The sequence below is a fragment of the Acinetobacter sp. Ac8 genome (assembly GCF_055392545.1).
Genome location: NZ_AP043689.1, coordinates 22023 through 39123, shown reverse-complemented (window position 1 = coordinate 39123; position 17101 = coordinate 22023). Strand labels below are relative to the sequence as shown.

The 17101-nt window shown below is 40.0% G+C and carries 9 protein-coding genes, 2 tRNA genes, 2 rRNA genes and 1 pseudogene; 3 read left to right on the top strand and 11 right to left on the bottom strand.

The genetic code is table 11. The annotated features are described in order from the left end of the window. Positions 1–64 precede the first annotated feature (64 nt). Together ACZ5QH_RS00150 and ACZ5QH_RS00145 are read right to left on the bottom strand one after the other, a co-directional pair. Positions 65–1230 (bottom strand): IS3-like element ISAba21 family transposase gene (locus tag ACZ5QH_RS00150; RefSeq protein ID WP_085947552.1). Its coding sequence is split into 2 segments (ribosomal slippage): positions 65–972 and positions 972–1230, totalling 1167 coding nucleotides; the frame shifts between segments, so codons are not numbered across the junction. Positions 1231–1296: 66 nt separating this feature from the next. Then, positions 1297–4506 (bottom strand): annotated as a pseudogene (locus ACZ5QH_RS00145) (ESPR-type extended signal peptide-containing protein); the annotation flags it as partial. Positions 4507–5246: 740 nt separating this feature from the next. Between ACZ5QH_RS00145 and fmt the strand changes: the two are divergent. Together fmt and rsmB are read left to right on the top strand one after the other, a co-directional pair. Beyond that, the gene (gene fmt / locus ACZ5QH_RS00140) at positions 5247–6206 is read left to right on the top strand and encodes a methionyl-tRNA formyltransferase (RefSeq protein WP_034618074.1); all 960 of its coding nucleotides are present in this window, start codon (positions 5247–5249) and stop codon (positions 6204–6206) included. Beyond that, on the top strand, positions 6203–7510 hold the full coding sequence (rsmB, locus tag ACZ5QH_RS00135; RefSeq protein ID WP_303578099.1) for a 16S rRNA (cytosine(967)-C(5))-methyltransferase RsmB: 1308 nt from the start codon (positions 6203–6205) through the stop codon (positions 7508–7510). Before fmt ends, rsmB begins: the two co-directional genes overlap by 4 nt. A 50-nt stretch (positions 7511–7560) precedes the next feature. Here the strand turns inward: rsmB and ACZ5QH_RS00130 are convergent, their stop codons facing one another. The 4 genes from ACZ5QH_RS00130 to ACZ5QH_RS00115 form a co-directional block, all read right to left on the bottom strand. After that, the gene (locus ACZ5QH_RS00130) at positions 7561–7704 is read right to left on the bottom strand and encodes a methionine/alanine import family NSS transporter small subunit (RefSeq protein WP_004718897.1); all 144 of its coding nucleotides are present in this window, start codon (positions 7702–7704) and stop codon (positions 7561–7563) included. A 10-nt stretch (positions 7705–7714) separates the two neighbouring features. Beyond that, positions 7715–9193: a sodium-dependent transporter gene (locus tag ACZ5QH_RS00125; protein ID WP_034618072.1), complete on the bottom strand. Its 1479-nt coding sequence runs from the start codon at positions 9191–9193 to the stop codon at positions 7715–7717. A gap of 309 nt (positions 9194–9502) precedes the next feature. Next, on the bottom strand, positions 9503–10090 hold the full coding sequence (locus ACZ5QH_RS00120) for a DUF1287 domain-containing protein (protein ID WP_034618071.1): 588 nt from the start codon (positions 10088–10090) through the stop codon (positions 9503–9505). A 59-nt stretch (positions 10091–10149) separates the two neighbouring features. Beyond that, positions 10150–11598 carry an aldehyde dehydrogenase family protein gene (locus tag ACZ5QH_RS00115; protein WP_303578098.1) on the bottom strand — a complete coding sequence of 483 codons (1449 nt, stop codon included), beginning with the start codon at positions 11596–11598 and terminating at the stop codon, positions 10150–10152. Positions 11599–11735: 137 nt separating this feature from the next. Here ACZ5QH_RS00115 and ACZ5QH_RS00110 point away from each other — a divergent pair, with 137 nt between their 5' ends. After that, complete coding sequence (locus ACZ5QH_RS00110; protein WP_244014538.1) at positions 11736–12482, top strand: TIGR04219 family outer membrane beta-barrel protein; 747 nt, start codon at positions 11736–11738, stop codon at positions 12480–12482. Between the two features lie 265 nt (positions 12483–12747). Here ACZ5QH_RS00110 and ACZ5QH_RS00105 read toward each other — a convergent pair whose 3' ends face one another. The 5 genes from ACZ5QH_RS00105 to ACZ5QH_RS00085 all read right to left on the bottom strand — a co-directional run bounded on the left by ACZ5QH_RS00105 (position 12748) and on the right by ACZ5QH_RS00085 (position 17083). Then, the gene (locus ACZ5QH_RS00105; RefSeq protein WP_303578097.1) at positions 12748–13080 is read right to left on the bottom strand and encodes a hypothetical protein; all 333 of its coding nucleotides are present in this window, start codon (positions 13078–13080) and stop codon (positions 12748–12750) included. Positions 13081–13341: 261 nt separating this feature from the next. Further along, a 5S ribosomal RNA gene (rrf, locus tag ACZ5QH_RS00100) occupies positions 13342–13456 on the bottom strand. A gap of 202 nt (positions 13457–13658) precedes the next feature. Continuing rightward, a 23S ribosomal RNA gene (locus tag ACZ5QH_RS00095) occupies positions 13659–16549 on the bottom strand. Positions 16550–16886: 337 nt separating this feature from the next. Then, a tRNA-Ala gene (locus ACZ5QH_RS00090) sits at positions 16887–16962 on the bottom strand. A 44-nt stretch (positions 16963–17006) separates the two neighbouring features. Beyond that, a tRNA-Ile gene (locus ACZ5QH_RS00085) sits at positions 17007–17083 on the bottom strand. Between the last annotated feature and the right edge of the window lie 18 nt (positions 17084–17101).

Below are 17101 nucleotides of genomic sequence, written 5' to 3'. Positions count from 1 at the left end.
TATCAACCACCACAGTACCAACTGATATGTGCTGAATTAGCAGGAGACTTTCACTTGGGATATGCTAGGCAGCTAACCGATAAAAGTTCTCTGCTATTTGATTTGGCGTTTTAAAATCCAAACTCTTTTGAATTCTTCGCTGATTATAAAATAACACAATGTATTTTGTAATATCTGCTTTAGCTTCATCTCTGGTTTTATAGTTGCAATGATGCACTAATTCATTCTTGAGTATGCCCCAGAAACTTTCAATCGGTGCATTATCGTAACAGTCCCCACGTTTGCTCATTGAACCTTGAAAATCACATTTTTCCAGTATCTTTCGATATTCATGGCTGCAATATTGGCTGCCTCTGTCCGAATGAATAATTAAGCCTTTCGTTGGTTTTTGATTACGAATCGCCATAGTCAGTGCATTGCAAACAAGTTGTGCGGTCATACGCTCATTTAAGCTATAGCCAACCACTTGTTTCGTGTACAGGTCTTTTACTGCTGCCAAGTATAACCAACCTTCAGCAGTCCAAATGTATGTAATATCGCTTGACCATGCAAGATTGGGCTTAGTCATTGAAAACTGTTGCTCTAGTAAATTTGCGTAGATCGCTCGATTATGATCACTCTTCGTAGTTCTTTTGAAACGCTTATGACGCTTACAATACAGCTGGTTGAGCTTTTTTATTTGACGTACAGCATACGTACTGATTTTGATACCTTGCGCTTGTAAATGCTTAGTTAATCGAATATAGCCATAGCTTTGTTTAGTTTCCTCATGAGCTATTTTGACCAAAATTGTCTGTTGATTTCGCTGAACCAATCTTTTATTCATGCCTCGTTTTAGCCAATCATAAAATCGTGACACTGAAACGTGAAGTAATCTAGCCATAAAGCTAATCGGGAATAAATATCTTTGCTGTTTCATATAGGCGTACCTTACTGACTTTCTTTCGCAAAGTACGCTGCTGCCTTTTTTAGAAATTCACGTTCCATTTCAGCTGTTTTGAGCTGTTGTTTGAGCTTTTTATTTTCTTCGAGTAAGGCATTTAGATCAGGTGAATATTGTTTAGTGCCTGCTAAGGTGCCAGTCTTTGCTTTATTATTCCAATTTGAAAGAGTTTGCATTGAAATGCCAAGTTGTCTGGCTGTTTCCGATACATTGCCTTGATTGGCTTCAATCAATTTTATTGCTTCAACTTTAAATTCTGCGGTGTAAGTCTTCTGTTTCTTGCTCATGGTAAACTCCTGATGAGTGTCTATAGTTTACCAAGTTAAAACCTCCTGTTTTCTCAGCACACATCAAACAGTCAATTTATCCGCTGTTACACCAGCGTTGTTAATCACGGTATTACCTGTAGTAACGCTGGTTAAGTTCAAATCTTTGCTTAAAGCAAACGCAACATTATTACCTGTCTTAGTCGCTGTAAGGTTGGTATCTGCTGGTGTAGCTACACCAATATCAACCGTGTCACCCGCTTTAATCGCACCACTATTCTTACCGTTGGTTTGTAAATTAAAGCCACCTTTTAAGGTGCTGATATCAGATGTATTGGTTGCGATATTCGACGTATTGGTCGTGATTTGATTACCTTGATTCGTAACAGTTGTCGTCAAATTACTTACGTTTTGATTCGTCGTAAATAATTGACCACCATTCACAGCATCTGTTGATGCTGCTGTACTGATATCACCTGCTGCTACATTGGTAATCTTTTTACCACCCGCATTGATTCCAGCCGTTTTATCAACCACCACAGTACCAACAGTCAATTTATCCGCTGTTACACCAGCGTTGTTAATCACGGTATTACCTGTAGTAACGCTGGTTAAGTTCAAATCTTTGCTTAAAGCAAACGCAACATTATTACCTGTCTTAGTCGCTGTAAGGTTGGTATCTGCTGGCGTAGCTACACCAATATCAACCGTGTCACCCGCTTTAATCGCACCACTGTTCTTACCATTACTTTGTAGGTTAAAACCACCTTTTAAGGTGCTGATATCATTACCTTGGTTGGTAACAGTTGTCGTCAAATTACTTACATTTTGATTAGTCGTAAATAATTGACCACCATTCACAGCATCTGTTGATCCTGCTGTACTGATATCACCTGCCGCTACATTGGTAATCTTTTTACCACCCGCATTGATCCCAGTCGTTTTATCAACCACCACAGTACCAACAGTCACTTTATCCGCTGTTATACCAGCAGTGTTAATCACTGTATTACCTGTAGTAACGCTGGTTAAGTTCAAGTCTTTGCTTAAAGCAAACGCAACATTATTACCTGTCTTGGTTGCGGTAAGGTTGGTATCCGCTGGCGTAGCTACACCAATATCAACCGTGTCACCTGCTTTAATCGCACCACTATTCTTACCGTTGGTTTGTAAATTAAAGCCACCTTTTAAGGTGCTGATATCAGATGTATTGGTTGCGATATTCGACGTATTGGTCGTGATTTGATTACCTTGATTAGTGACAGTAGTATTTAACGTACTAATGTCTGATGTGTTTTTCGCAACATTTTGATTAGTCGTAAATAATTGGCCACCATTCACAGCATCTGTTGATGCTGCTGTACTGGTATCACCTGCCGCTACATTGGTAATCTTTTTACCACCTGCATTGATCCCAGTCGTTTTATCAAGCACCACAGTACCAACAGTCACTTTATCTGCGGTTACACCAGCGCTGTTAATCACTGTATTACCTGTAGTAACGCTGGTTAAGTTCAAGTCTTTGCTTAAAGCAAACGCAACATTGTTACCTGTCTTGGTTGCGGTAAGGTTAGTATCCGCTGGCGTAGCTACACCAATATCAACCGTGTCACCTGCTTTAATCGCACCACTATTCTTACCGTTGGTTTGTAAATTAAAGCCACCTTTTAATGTACTGATATCAGTACCTTGGTTGGTAACAGTTGTCGTCAAATTACTTACATTTTGATTAGTCGTAAATAATTGACCACCATTCACAGCATCTGTTGATCCTGCTGTACTGATATCACCGGCTGCAACGTTGGTAATCTTTTTACCACCTGCATTGATTCCAGCCGTTTTATCAACCACCACAGTACCAACAGTCACTTTATCTGCGGTTACACCAGCGTTGTTAATCACTGTATTACCTGTAGTAACGCTGGTTAAGTTCAAATCTTTGCTTAAAGCAAACGCAACATTATTACCTGTCTTAGTCGCTGTAAGGTTGGTATCCGCTGGCGTAGCTACACCAATATCAACCGTGTCACCTGCTTTAATCGCACCACTATTCTTACCGTTGGTTTGTAAATTAAAGCCACCTTTTAAGGTGCTGATATCAGATGTATTGGTTGCGATATTCGACGTATTGGTCGTGATTTGATTACCTTGATTCGTAACAGTTGTCGTCAAATTACTTACGTTTTGATTGGTTGTAGTTAATTGACCAAAGTTAACGGCATCACCTGTTGCTGTCCCAGCAGCAACATTTGTAATTTTTTGACTGTTTAAATTTGCCCCACCATTTAAATTACTAACTCCTGTGACACTCAACGTCCCACCTGTTGCTAGATTTCCAGCAGTTACAGTACCGGTAAATACCGGTGCTTCTGCCATTTGGATGCTAACGGTACTTCCACTCACAGATGTTTTTAAATTATTACCAGTATACGAACCTGCTGTAGAACCTGTTCCAGTGATATTCAGAGTCGAACCAAGCTTGTTTGCTGAAGTTCCGGTATTACCTGCAAAAGTAATGGCTTTTGTTATTTCACTATTTAAGTTAGTTAAAGCAGCAGGTACTGTATTAACTGCTGCATAACTTGTTCCATCTGTCTTAGTAATAGTATAGCTTGGAGGTGCAACTACACCTGTTGTTGCATCAACCGTCGTACCTAGCGCTGTAGCAAGTGGTTTTATTTGTGAAACATTGACCGCATCATTATTTTTATAACCATTAGCAATATTCGCTACTCTCATAAAGCGATCATCTGTCCATGTACCATTCGCGACACCACCTACATATTTTGCATCGCCATTCGCATGACCGAAAGAAACGGTATTGTCTTCTAGAACAGAAGCCTGAGCACCTAATGCAAATGAGTTTTTACCCATAGCAACTGCATCATTACCGATTGCAACGGCACCTTTACCATCTAATGTATTTTCATTGGAATTTGCATATGCTCCACTGCCAATTGCAATAGAACCACGGCTAGCGGCTTGTGCATTATTACCAATTGCTGTTGCATAAGGTTGGCTCGCACAAGGTGCTTGGCTACCACCACCAATTGCAATAGCACCTGTTTGCCCTGTTGTTGTACTTGTACTGCTACAAGCAGCATTAATATTACCACCACCAGCGCTATAACCTCCCGCGAATGCATCTGGTGAAAAGCTAATAGCCCCAACAATAGCAACAACTGCCCCGACAGAGCCTGTGATCTTAGAAGACTTGGTTTTCCCTTTTGCCAATTCAGAAACTGCAACCCATGCTGACAAAGTCGCATTCCAAATCACTTTGTAGATCTTATTCATATTACTTTTCCTTTAGGAGATGCATTACAGCCGCTGATTTCGCCTCAATAATGCATATAAAATGTACAATTTTTTTTATTTAACAATTTACATACATTTAAATCAATAGAAAAATTGAGATATATTTCACTTATTTTGTTTTTTTAAACACATGGTCTAAACTTTTAAATAAAAAGTAAAATAATCATACATTTTATAAATTTTATATCTATAAATCAGCAATTTATATAAATTTTAAAAGGCATTAAGATTTATTAAATACATATTGTTCTTAAATTGAGCATGTGACAAAATTTGTCACTTTTATCAAAATAATATGTGATTTAGTTTACATTTGATTTATTGTTAAATTTCGATTAACTGCCTATCCTTGTTCAGTTAACAATTTTTTATTGCGCAATAGGTCACAATAATTCTAATTTCTATCTCTAAATAATCTGTTTATTTAGATTAAGTTAAAAATAAGACCTATTTCTATCAATTTAAAGTGAAAAATTTTATATAAAAAAGTGATATTTATTTTAAAAATGAATGTTGGTTAATTTAGATTTACGCGAATTTTAAGAGTGCTGTAAAAGACATCTTCTGACTATTTCCAAACCAGATAGGTGATCAGAACAAAATATACAATTGATCGTATTTTATTTTTTACATAGAAAAACCCGTATTTTCATTTGAAAACGCCACCGTATAATCAGGTTTGCTATAATTCAATTTAAAATTTAATCTGAGCATAACCTTTGAAGATCATTTTTGCAGGTACACCCGAATTTGCAGCTTCTGCTTTAGCAGCACTCATTGAAACTGATCACGAAATCGTCGCTGTGTATACTCAACCTGACCGTAAATCAGGTCGTGGACAAAAATTGACAGCTTCAGCCGTGAAACAACTTGCGCTCGCAAATAACTTACCCGTCTATCAACCACTTCATTTCAAAGCATCAACAGACGAAGGCTTAACGGCTCAACAAGAATTAGCAGCTTTGGGTGCAGATGTAATGGTGGTTGCGGCTTATGGTTTAATTTTGCCTCAGGCCGTATTAGATACACCGCGCTATGGTTGTTTAAATATTCATGGTTCTTTGCTACCACGTTGGCGTGGTGCTGCTCCGATTCAGCGTGCCATTGCAACGGGTGACACTGAAACCGGAGTAACGATCATGAAAATGGCGGCTGGACTAGATACAGGCGATATGATCTTTAAAACAGTTTGCCCAATCACAGCACAAGAAACCTCAGCGACTTTATATGACAAACTTGCGCTCCAAGGCGCTGAAGCAATTTGTGTGGTATTAGAGTCAGAACAAAAATTACAACAATATTTAGATGCACGTGAAGTGCAAGATGAACAATTTACGGTATATGCACATAAACTCACAAAAGCTGAAGCACAAATTGACTGGACTAAATCAGCAGTTGAACTTGATCGCAATATTCGGGCATTCAATCCTTGGCCAGTCGCATTTACACCAATAGATGAAAGCAATAATTTACGTGTGTGGAATTCTCAAATTTCAGACCTTACAGCCAATGGCGAAGCACCCGGAACCATTATCGAAATGAACAAACAAGGTGTACATGTGCTGTGTGGAGATGGTGTGATTTGTCTGACTAGCCTACAATGGCCAGGTGGCAAAGCCATTAACCCTGTACAAATTATACAAAGCCATAAACTTTCAGTAGGAAATATATTCGCATGAGCCAAATTCAATCATCTGCAAAAAATTTGAATTTGCGCGCACAAGTGGTTAAAACACTTTTAGCTGTTCAAAATGGACAATCTTTGGCTTCCGTTTTAAACCAACATATCAATATTGTTTCTGAACGTGATCGTGGTTTATACCATGAGCTTACTTTGGGCTGTTTACGTCAGTGGTATTCTTTAAAAGCAATTACCTTACCCTTGCTCACAAAACCGTTAGACAATGAGGCACTAGAAAGTTGCTTATATTTGGGTTTATACCAGATTTTATGCACCCGTATTCCTGCACATGCGGCGATTTCAGAAACTGTCAATGCAGCGAAGCAATTAGGTTTTGAACCGATGAGTGGTTTGGTCAATGCCATCCTTCGTCGTGTTTCACGTGAAACAACTGAGTTTCAAACGGCTTTGAATAATACCCATGGTTTACCAAGCTGGCTGTTCAAACGACTTAAAAAAGATTGGGCTGATCTACTCCCTGAAATCTGTCAAAATTTAAAACAAGTTGCCCCACTAACGCTGCGTGTCAATGAACGTCAAATTAGTCGTGATGAATATCTTGATATTTTAGATGAAGAACAGATTGATGCTCGTCCTTGTACACTTTCAGATGTTGGTATAGTTCTGGAACAAACGGGCAATATTACTCATTTACCTGGCTTTGAAGAAGGCGGGTTTTCTGTTCAAGATGAACATGCTCAATTGTGTGCAACACTGTTACCCAACTTAGATGACAAGGTCATTATCGATGCTTGTGCAGCACCGGGTGGTAAAGCAGCTCATATCTTAGAACGTTTCAATCCTAAAAAATTAATCGCACTTGATCATGATGCTAAACGCTTATTGCGTGTTTCAGAAAACTTGGAACGCCTTGAATTAAATGTTGATGCAACAGTTGAAATCATCACAGCAGATGCTACAACATGGGTGCCTAAAGAATTGGTCGATTGTATCGTATTGGATGCACCATGTTCTGCTATTGGTGTTCTACGTCGTCATCCTGATATTCGCTTATTGCGCCAATCTACAGATATTCAGCAAGTGGTCGATCTGCAAAAGCAAATTTTAAAGCATATGTGGCAGCAGCTTAAAGTTGGTGGAACACTACTTTATATTACCTGCTCAATTCTAAAAGTTGAAAATGAACAGCAGATGGTCGAGTTTTTTGCTGAACATGCAGATGCTGAAGAAATCAAGATTGACACAAACTGGGGAATAGAACAAATTCACGGTCGTCAATTGTTGCCTGAAGCGCATCATGGTGATGGTTTCTATTATTGTCGAATTCAAAAAACAGCTTAAAAAACGCATTAAAAAAGCAGGCTCATTCGCCTGCTTTTTTTGGCTCAAGTTTAAAGGGTATGGTGATCTTTGACTTCTTCCAGAACTTCATCCAGTTCTTCAGGATTTTTCATCAAATGTAGGATCGATAAAATCAACCCACCCCATAAAAATACCATTGAAATAATCATCATCACGATTGCAGAAGTATTCATTTTGACGCTCCTATCGATCTTTCATTTTGCTAAGGACTAAAGCAATAACAGCACAGAAAATCACACTGCCCCAACCAAAGAACATCAACATACTAGAACTATAGGTATCGTATCCGTTTTTAATCAAGCTAAAAACGGTCATAGATAAAGTGACCAGCAAAATTAAAGAAGTGATTACGGTTAAAGTGAAATCCCAACCTTTACCAAGCTGCACAGTTGAAATACGATTCACATGATCACGTAATTCCATCAATGCCGAACGTTTAAACCACGCTATCGAAATAATTGACAATAATGCACCGCCAATAATCCCAATGTTATTGATAAAGTGATCGACGATATCTACCAGTTTAATCGAGTTCACGCTAGAGAATAAGAAAATTGAAACCAGTGCACTACCACCGCCAATGATGCTTACGGCTTTTTTACGTCCCCATTTTAACTTGTCTTGCATCGCTGCAATCGGCACTTCAAGGATACTCACCATTGAAGAAATCCCTGCAACAAATAAAGAAGAGAAGAACAGTAAACCGAATAAATCCGCACCAGTCCCTAAACTTGAAATGATTTTAGGGAAAGCAATAAATGCCAAGCCGATACCACCACTGACCACTTGATCTACAGGCTTGCCTGCTGAAAATGCCATAAAGCCCAGTGCTGCGAAGATACCAATCCCCGCAAGGATTTCAGTAGACGCATTGGCAAAACCAACGATAAGGCCCGAGCCTGTTAAATTGGTTTTTGGTTTAAGATACGAGGCATAAGTCACCATGATCCCAAAGCCAACAGAGAGTGAAAAGAACGTATGACCAAATGCTGCAAGCCATACTTTATAATCCCACATCGCTGCCCAGTTTGGTGTAAAGAAAGCATTTAAACCTTGAACTGCACCAGGTAAACGCAACGCTTGAATAACAAGAATCGTGAACAGAATAAACAGTAAAGGCATGAAAATTTTATTGGATAGTTCAACCCCTTTTTTCACACCACCAAATAAGATGATCAACGTTAATGCCCAGATTCCTACAATTGGCCAAAATAAATGACCAACAAATTGAAAATCAAAACTTGTTGATTTTGAAGTTTGTAAATAGGTATTGAAGAAGAAGTTTTCAGGATCACTTCCCCACAATTGACCTACAGAAAAATAAACATAACTGCCAGCCCATGTCAGTACGCTGGCATAGTACAAACCAATAATGATACAGACACAGACTTGCCACCAACCTAAAGTTTCGCCCCCTTTAAATAAAGCACGATAGGCTTTAGGAGGTGAAGTATTACTTTTATGCCCTGTCGCATAGTCTAAAAATAACAGTGGCAAACCTGCCGTAATAAGTGCAATTAAATATGGAATTAAAAAAGCGCCGCCACCGTTTTCATAAGCAATGTAAGGAAAGCGCCAAATATTACCTAAACCGACAGCCGATCCAACAGCTGCGATAATAAAACCTGATCGTGATGTCCAGTTTTCACGAGATTCTGTCATAAAACACCTAATTCTGTAGATGTCCTCAAATGCTGCTTTTTTTCATTGTGATCTGCGAGCAAAAGAAGTACCAATTTTAAATTTTGTTGTTTGAATAAAACAGCACCTTTTGGGTGCTTTGTTATTATTCCAAACCAGTAACTTTGCAAACTTCTCGGTTAAAGTGCATCAACAAAATTACTGTTTAATGTTGTAACAATACTCGTTTTGCAGCGCTTTTTCTGTAATTTGTGTCTATTTTCTCAGGTTTTTTTTACTTTTTTTTGCACATGGTTAATTTTTAGCTATTTTGCTTGAAATTGCATATTTCTAATTGACCGTCTTGGGTAAACGATAATGCCCAATGATTTTATATTCATGCAAAATGTCATTTTCACGTGTTCCAGAACCAATGTTATGAATAACCAAAGGTGTTTTTGACAACATTGTGGTTTTATTTGAAATGATACCAATGTGGGTTAAGCCTTTACCTAAATCCCATGCCACAATATCACCTGCTTGATACTTTTGATCATTCACTTGATAACCTTGACGCTGAAAATAGGTCATGATATTTGGAACCCGTCGATGATCAATATTTCGATCGGTTGCTTTTAAACCCCATTTTTGTGGATATTTTTTAAAATTGGCTTTCATATCTTCATGAATACGTTGTTGCAGATCTATACCTTGATGGCGTAAGGCGCGAATAACCACGTCTGTACATACACCTTTGATCAATGGAACATCACCCATTGGATAAGACAACTGAGTATAAGCAGGATCATAGTAAAGTGTTTTCAAAATCTGAGAGCGTGCATCATTTACCAGTTTCTCAGATTGAAATGCCCAAATTTGCACACTCTGTAAGCAAAGCAAAACCATTAAAAATAATGAATTGAAAAATTTTATTATCATTTTTTAACTCTATATAAAATTCAAAGAAATAAGGAGCCGTAGCCCCTTAGAATATTAACTTATTGTTTGATCACAAGTAAGCGTTCTTCCTGCATATCACCAATTGCAGATTGGATTCCCTCACGACCTAAACCCGAATCTTTCACACCACCATATGGCATATTATCAACTCTGAAGGTGGGTATATCATTGATAATTACCCCGCCCACATGTAAATGATCCCATGCATAAAGCATCTTATTGAGATTTTGAGTATATACACCAGCCTGTAAACCAAAGCGACCTTGGTTAATCACTTCGATACCTTTCTCAAATGTTTTATATTTTTCTAAAATTGCCACAGGGCCAAATGCTTCATTTTGATAAATTTCAAGAGATTCATCGACATTTTCAAGCAAAGTTGGTTCAAATAAAACACCTTTTAAAGTGCCACCAATTAAGATTTTCGCACCCTTTTTCTCCGCTTTATCTACCCATTTTTTTAAACGAATCGCTTCTGCTTCTTTGATCATTGGGCCCACTATCGTGGTTTCTACATGTGGATCTGCCGCAGATATTTTTTTCAATTTTGCTAAGATTTTTTTTCTAAATTCTATATAAATATCAGCATGGACTAAAATTCGTTGCACACTAATACACACCTGTCCCGCATGACCATATGCACCACCAATCACTCGATCAATCAATGCATCACTTATTTCTGTATCAGGTTCAATTAAAACAGCTGCATTCCCCCCCAATTCGAGGGTTACTTTTTTACGACCAGCACGTGCTTTCATATCCCAACCCACTTGATCAGAACCGGTAAAGCTGAGCAGCTTAAAGCGATCATCCGTCACTAACACATCAGCATGTTCTCGTGGACAAGGCAAAATTGAAAATGCGCCTTTTGGTAAATCTGTTTCAGCCAAAATTTCTGCGATTTTTAATGCGGAAATTGGAGTCAAACTTGCTGGTTTTAATACAAATGGACAACCCGCTGCAATTGCTGGTGCAATTTTATGTGCTGTTAAATTCAAAGGAAAATTAAACGGACTGATCAGAGACACTGCACCAATCGGCACATGTTGTACCATTCCCCGATATGCAGAAGCCGCAGCCGTTACAGCCAAAGGCATTAAATGACCATCATTAATTGTGGAGACTGCATCTGCCGCTAGTTGGAAAGTATTAATCAGCCTTTCAACCTCAGCTGCTGCAGCAAGTTTAGGCTTTCCACCTTCGATAATTAAAATTTCGGTTAATTCTTCACGGAGTTCTTTAAAACGCTGAACACAATGCAACAGTATTTTTTGCTTTTGAAATGGTTTTAAAGCAGCCATTTCTTTCTCAGCTTTCACAGCTGCACTGATGGCTTTTTCTAAAATTTTTGCATCCGCTAAAGCCACCTTTGCATAAATTTTCCCCGAAAATTTATCATGAACTTCAAGCCATTGCCCTGATTTAATCGCTTTATTGGCGACATAAAGTGGGAATTCAATCACTGCTTGATCAATAGAATCACTCATCCTACACCCTCGATTTAATCTTTTTAATAATGCAAAATTTGATAAACCCCTATATCATGCCTTCAGTTGGTACAGTATTGAAATGTATTTAAGTAACAAAAATATAGGATGAAAAATCATTTCATCAAGAAGGACATATGAAATCTATTCAATTACCCTTATTTATCGCAGCCCTAGGTCTAAGTTCATTTGCTCAAGCTGATTTTATTGGTTTAAAAGGTGATATTAGTTATTGGAGTATTGGTGGAGATTCTCAAATCAACCACAAAACATCCAGTCTATCCAACAAAACGGGGACAGATAATTTATTATTAGATCCTTATGCTGGGCTAAACGCAAAACATGATTTAGATACCAAAGGCACGATTCAAGCCTCTGTTGCTTTTGAGCACCCGATTCCAATCATTCCCAATGTAAAATTAAAATATACCAAGTTAGATACTGAAACTGAGTCTAATAATGAGTTTGCTAAAACTAAAATTGATTTAGACCATACAGATCTTATTCTTTACTATGAAATCTTAGACAATATTGTAAAAGCTGATGTCGGTGTAGGGGCAACTAAACTCAACGGTACTGTAAAGCAATTTTCACAAAATGTTGATGTTGATGAATATGCACCAATCCTTTATGCAGAGGCTGGTGCAAAACTACCATTTACAGGTTTAAGCGCAAAAGCTGAGGCGACTTATACCAATGTCAATGATGTAAAAATCACGGATGCTCAGGCTGAAATTCAATATGATTTTGTTAAATCTATTGTTTTAGATCTTGGTGCCAAAGTGGGTTACCGTGTTTTAAATATCGAACTCAGTGATTTAGATAACCGTGATATGAAGTTTAATTTTAAAGGGCCTTATATTGGTTTAAATGCCCATTTTTAATAGAGAATACCCGTTTATGATCATGTAAGCTTTTTCTTACATGGTTTGCCGAATTATGGGTATAGGCAGAACAGCTAAATTTTAATACTATAAACACATCAGGAAACAGGAAGTTTCCATTAAAACAAGAATAAGATAGGACAATAACGCAGGATAGCGAAAGGTACGACAGGAGTTATACCTCAGAACCAATACAAAAAACCTCAGGCATGGATGTCTGAGGTTTTTTATTTTGAATACACTAAAAACAATTAAAGTAAAAAACTTACCACTTCATAAAAGCCATTCCTTCAATAGCATCAATTTGAATCAATTCAGTTTGTTTTTGAACCAGTTTAACCGCTTCATACAAACTTATTGTTTTTGTATAAGAGCCTTTTTGATCAGGAACAGGAATATCTGCATCTAATGAATAATCATCATTAACGATAAACTGTAAAGTACGATCATTTTTATCAACGATCCCTAAAAAGTTTTCTGGCCTGATTAACACAGATTGCATTATTTCTATGATTTCATCGATAGATGCATACTGATTTTGAGTGGGTAAAACCTCTTCACCATCATAATCTGTAAAGAAAAATTGGAAAATCAACATATTATTAACTGTTTTTATCGTAATACTTTAATTTTTAGCATAAAGAAACAGCTGGTTCAATAGCTCGACTCTTTCTATATCCCTTACTTCAATGATGATCATGATGAGGAATACAGAAAATCAGTTCAGTTTCATCAATGCATAAGCTTAATCAGTGATCAATTAGCTTAATATAACTAGATCTGTTTCATTTCGCCAATCAACACCACACATAAAAAAACACCCCGCTCTCGTTAGAGATCGGGGTGTTTTAGATTTAAAAGCTGGCGATGACTTACTCTCACATGGGTAACCCCACACTACCATCAGCGCTAAGAGGTTTCACTTCTGAGTTCGGGAAGGGATCAGGTGGTTCACTCTTGCTATTGTCGCCAGCAAACTGTTATGGACTTGTTCGGGTCTTATTTAAATGCCTTACTTCGTACCAAATCTTGCGCTCGGGCAAAGCGTTGCTTTGCTTACCCTCGCTCAAACAGAACATTTGAGTTGAATAGTTTAACTAGCTTTACAACTAAATCAAGTATGTTTGATCTTTTATGAATCAAATGATGCTTCATATACAACTGCTTGGGTGTTGTATAGTCAAGCCTCACGAGCAATTAGTATTGGTCAGCTTCATGCGTCACCGCACTTCCACATCCAACCTATCAACGTCGTAGTCTTCAACGGCTCTTTAGAGGACATAAAGTCCTAGGGAAATCTTATCTTGAGGTAGGCTTCCCGCTTAGATGCTTTCAGCGGTTATCCCTTCCGAACATAGCTACCCGGCGATGCGACTGGCGTCACAACCGGTACACCAGAGGTTCGTCCACTCTGGTCCTCTCGTACTAGGAGCAGATCCTCTCAAATTTCCAACGCCCACGGTAGATAGGGACCGAACTGTCTCACGACGTTCTAAACCCAGCTCGCGTACCTCTTTAAATGGCGAACAGCCATACCCTTGGGACCTGCTTCAGCCCCAGGATGAGATGAGCCGACATCGAGGTGCCAAACACCGCCGTCGATATGAACTCTTGGGCGGTATCAGCCTGTTATCCCCAGAGTACCTTTTATCCGTTGAGCGATGGCCCTTCCATACAGAACCACCGGATCACTAAGACCTACTTTCGTACCTGCTCGACTTGTGGGTCTCGCAGTTAAGCGCGCTTTTGCCTTTATACTCTACGCGTGATTTCCGACCACGCTGAGCGCACCTTCGTACTCCTCCGTTACTCTTTAGGAGGAGACCGCCCCAGTCAAACTACCCACCAGACATGGTCCTCGTCCCGGATAACGGGACAGAGTTAGAACCTCAATATTACCAGGGTGGTATTTCAAGGATGGCTCCATAGCAACTGGCGTCACTACTTCAAAGCCTCCCACCTATCCTACACAAGTAAGATCAAAGTTCAATGTCAAGCTGCAGTAAAGGTTCACGGGGTCTTTCCGTCTAGCCGCGGGTACACCGCATCTTCACGGCGATTTCGATTTCACTGAGCCTCTGCTGGAGACAGCGCCCCCATCATTATGCCATTCGTGCAGGTCGGAACTTACCCGACAAGGAATTTCGCTACCTTAGGACCGTTATAGTTACGGCCGCCGTTTACTGGGGCTTCGATCAAGAGCTTCGCTTACGCTAACCCCATCAATTAACCTTCCAGCACCGGGCAGGCATCACACCCTATACGTCCACTTTCGTGTTTGCAGAGTGCTATGTTTTTAATAAACAGTTGCAGGGGCCTGGTTTCTGTGGCTGCCAATAGCTCAAGGAGCAAGTCCTATCACCGTCAGCAGCGTACCTTCTCCCGAAGTTACGGTACCATTTTGCCTAGTTCCTTCAGCAGAGTTCTCTCAAGCGCTTTGGTCTACTCGACCTGACCACCTGTGTCGGTTTAGGGTACGATTCCTGTGTAACTGAAGCTTAGAGACTTTTCCTGGAAGCATAGTATCAGCCACTTCGCTAGTAAACTAGCTTGCTATCAGCTCTCAGCATAGAGCACCCCGGATTTGCCTAAGATGCATGCCTACTGCCTTTCACCTGGACAACCAACGCCAGGCTGACTTAACTTTCTCCGTCCTCTCATCGCATTACACAGAAGTATTGGAATATTAACCAATTTCCCATCGACTACGCCTCTCGGCCTCGCCTTAGGGGTCGACTCACCCAGCCCCGATTAACGTTGGACTGGAACCCTTGGTCTTTCAGCGAACGGGTTTTTCACCCGTTTTGTCGTTACTCACGTCAGCATTCGCACTTCTGATACCTCCAGCATACTTCTCAATACACCTTCATCGGCTTACAGAACGCTCCCCTACCACGTATACATAGTATACATCCGCAGCTTCGGCATATAGTTTTAGCCCCGTTACATCTTCCGCGCAGGCCGACTCGACTAGTGAGCTATTACGCTTTCTTTAAAGGGTGGCTGCTTCTAAGCCAACCTCCTAGCTGTCTATGCCTTCCCACATCGTTTCCCACTTAACTATAATTTGGGGGCCTTAGCTGGCGGTCTGGATTGTTTTCCTCTTGACTACGGACGTTAGCACCCGCAGTCTGTCTCCCGGATAGTACTCATAGGTATTCGGAGTTTGCATCGGTTTGGTAAGTCGGGATGACCCCCTAGCCGAAACAGTGCTCTACCCCCTATGGTATTCGTCCGAGGCGCTACCTAAATAGCTTTCGGGGAGAACCAGCTATCACCGAGTTTGATTAGCCTTTCACCCCTATCCACAAGTCATCCCCTGGCTTTTCAACGACAGTGGGTTCGGTCCTCCAGTTAGTGTTACCCAACCTTCAACCTGCTCATGGATAGATCACCCGGTTTCGGGTCTATACCCAGCAACTAAACGCCCTATTAAGACTCGATTTCTCTACGGCTCCCCTATACGGTTAACCTTGCTACTGAATATAAGTCGCTGACCCATTATACAAAAGGTACGCAGTCACCAAACAAGTTGGCTCCCACTGCTTGTATGCATGCGGTTTCAGGATCTATTTCACTCCCCTCACAGGGGTTCTTTTCGCCTTTCCCTCACGGTACTGGTTCACTATCGGTCAGTCAGGAGTATTTAGCCTTGGAGGATGGTCCCCCCATATTCAGACAAGGTTTCACGTGCCTCGCCCTACTCGTCATCATTATATGTGCCCTTTCGTGTACGGGACTATCACCCTCTACGGTAGCACTTCCCAGAGCTTTCCGCTAAAACACATATAACTTAATGGGCTGATCCCCGTTCGCTCGCCGCTACTGAGGGAATCTCAATTGATTTCTTTTCCTAAGGGTACTGAGATGTTTCACTTCCCCTCGTTCGCCTCGCATGACTATGTATTCATCATGCGATACCTACCTTATGGTAAGTGGGTTTCCCCATTCAGAAATCTCCGGATCACAGGATATTTGCCGCCTCCCCGAAGCTTATCGCAGGCTATTACGTCTTTCATCGCCTCTGACTGCCAAGGCATCCACCACATGCACTTAATTACTTGACTATACAACCCCAAACAGTCGTTAATCCCTACAAGGAGGATCAACAATGTGAACTTAATCACTTCTATTTGTTGCCTGTGAACTTAATCACCATACAGCTTCAATTTAATTCATATACCAAAACGCTTGATTCAGTTTTATCGCTAGTGCTCATTTCACTCAACATTAACAATTACTTGCTAACATCAACTAAAACGAGTTTAAACAATTATTTCAACTCAAATATATTCTGTTAATGATTCACTACCGCCTCGTCAGCGAGTAGTTAACTGTGATAAATCACAGAACTTAATAAGCTATCGGCTTACTAAGTTCTGTAATCACTTAGTCTTTAATTAGTGGTGGAGACTAACGGAGTCGAACCGTTGACCTCCTGCGTGCAAAGCAGGCGCTCTACCAACTAAGCTAAGTCCCCAGCTTAAGATCTTAATATATCTGCTCTTCTGTGTTCAGTAGACTTGGTGGGTCTGACAAGACTTGAACTTGTGACCCCACGCTTATCAAGCGTGTGCTCTAACCAACTGAGCTACAGACCCTCAGATACATCAATGAAG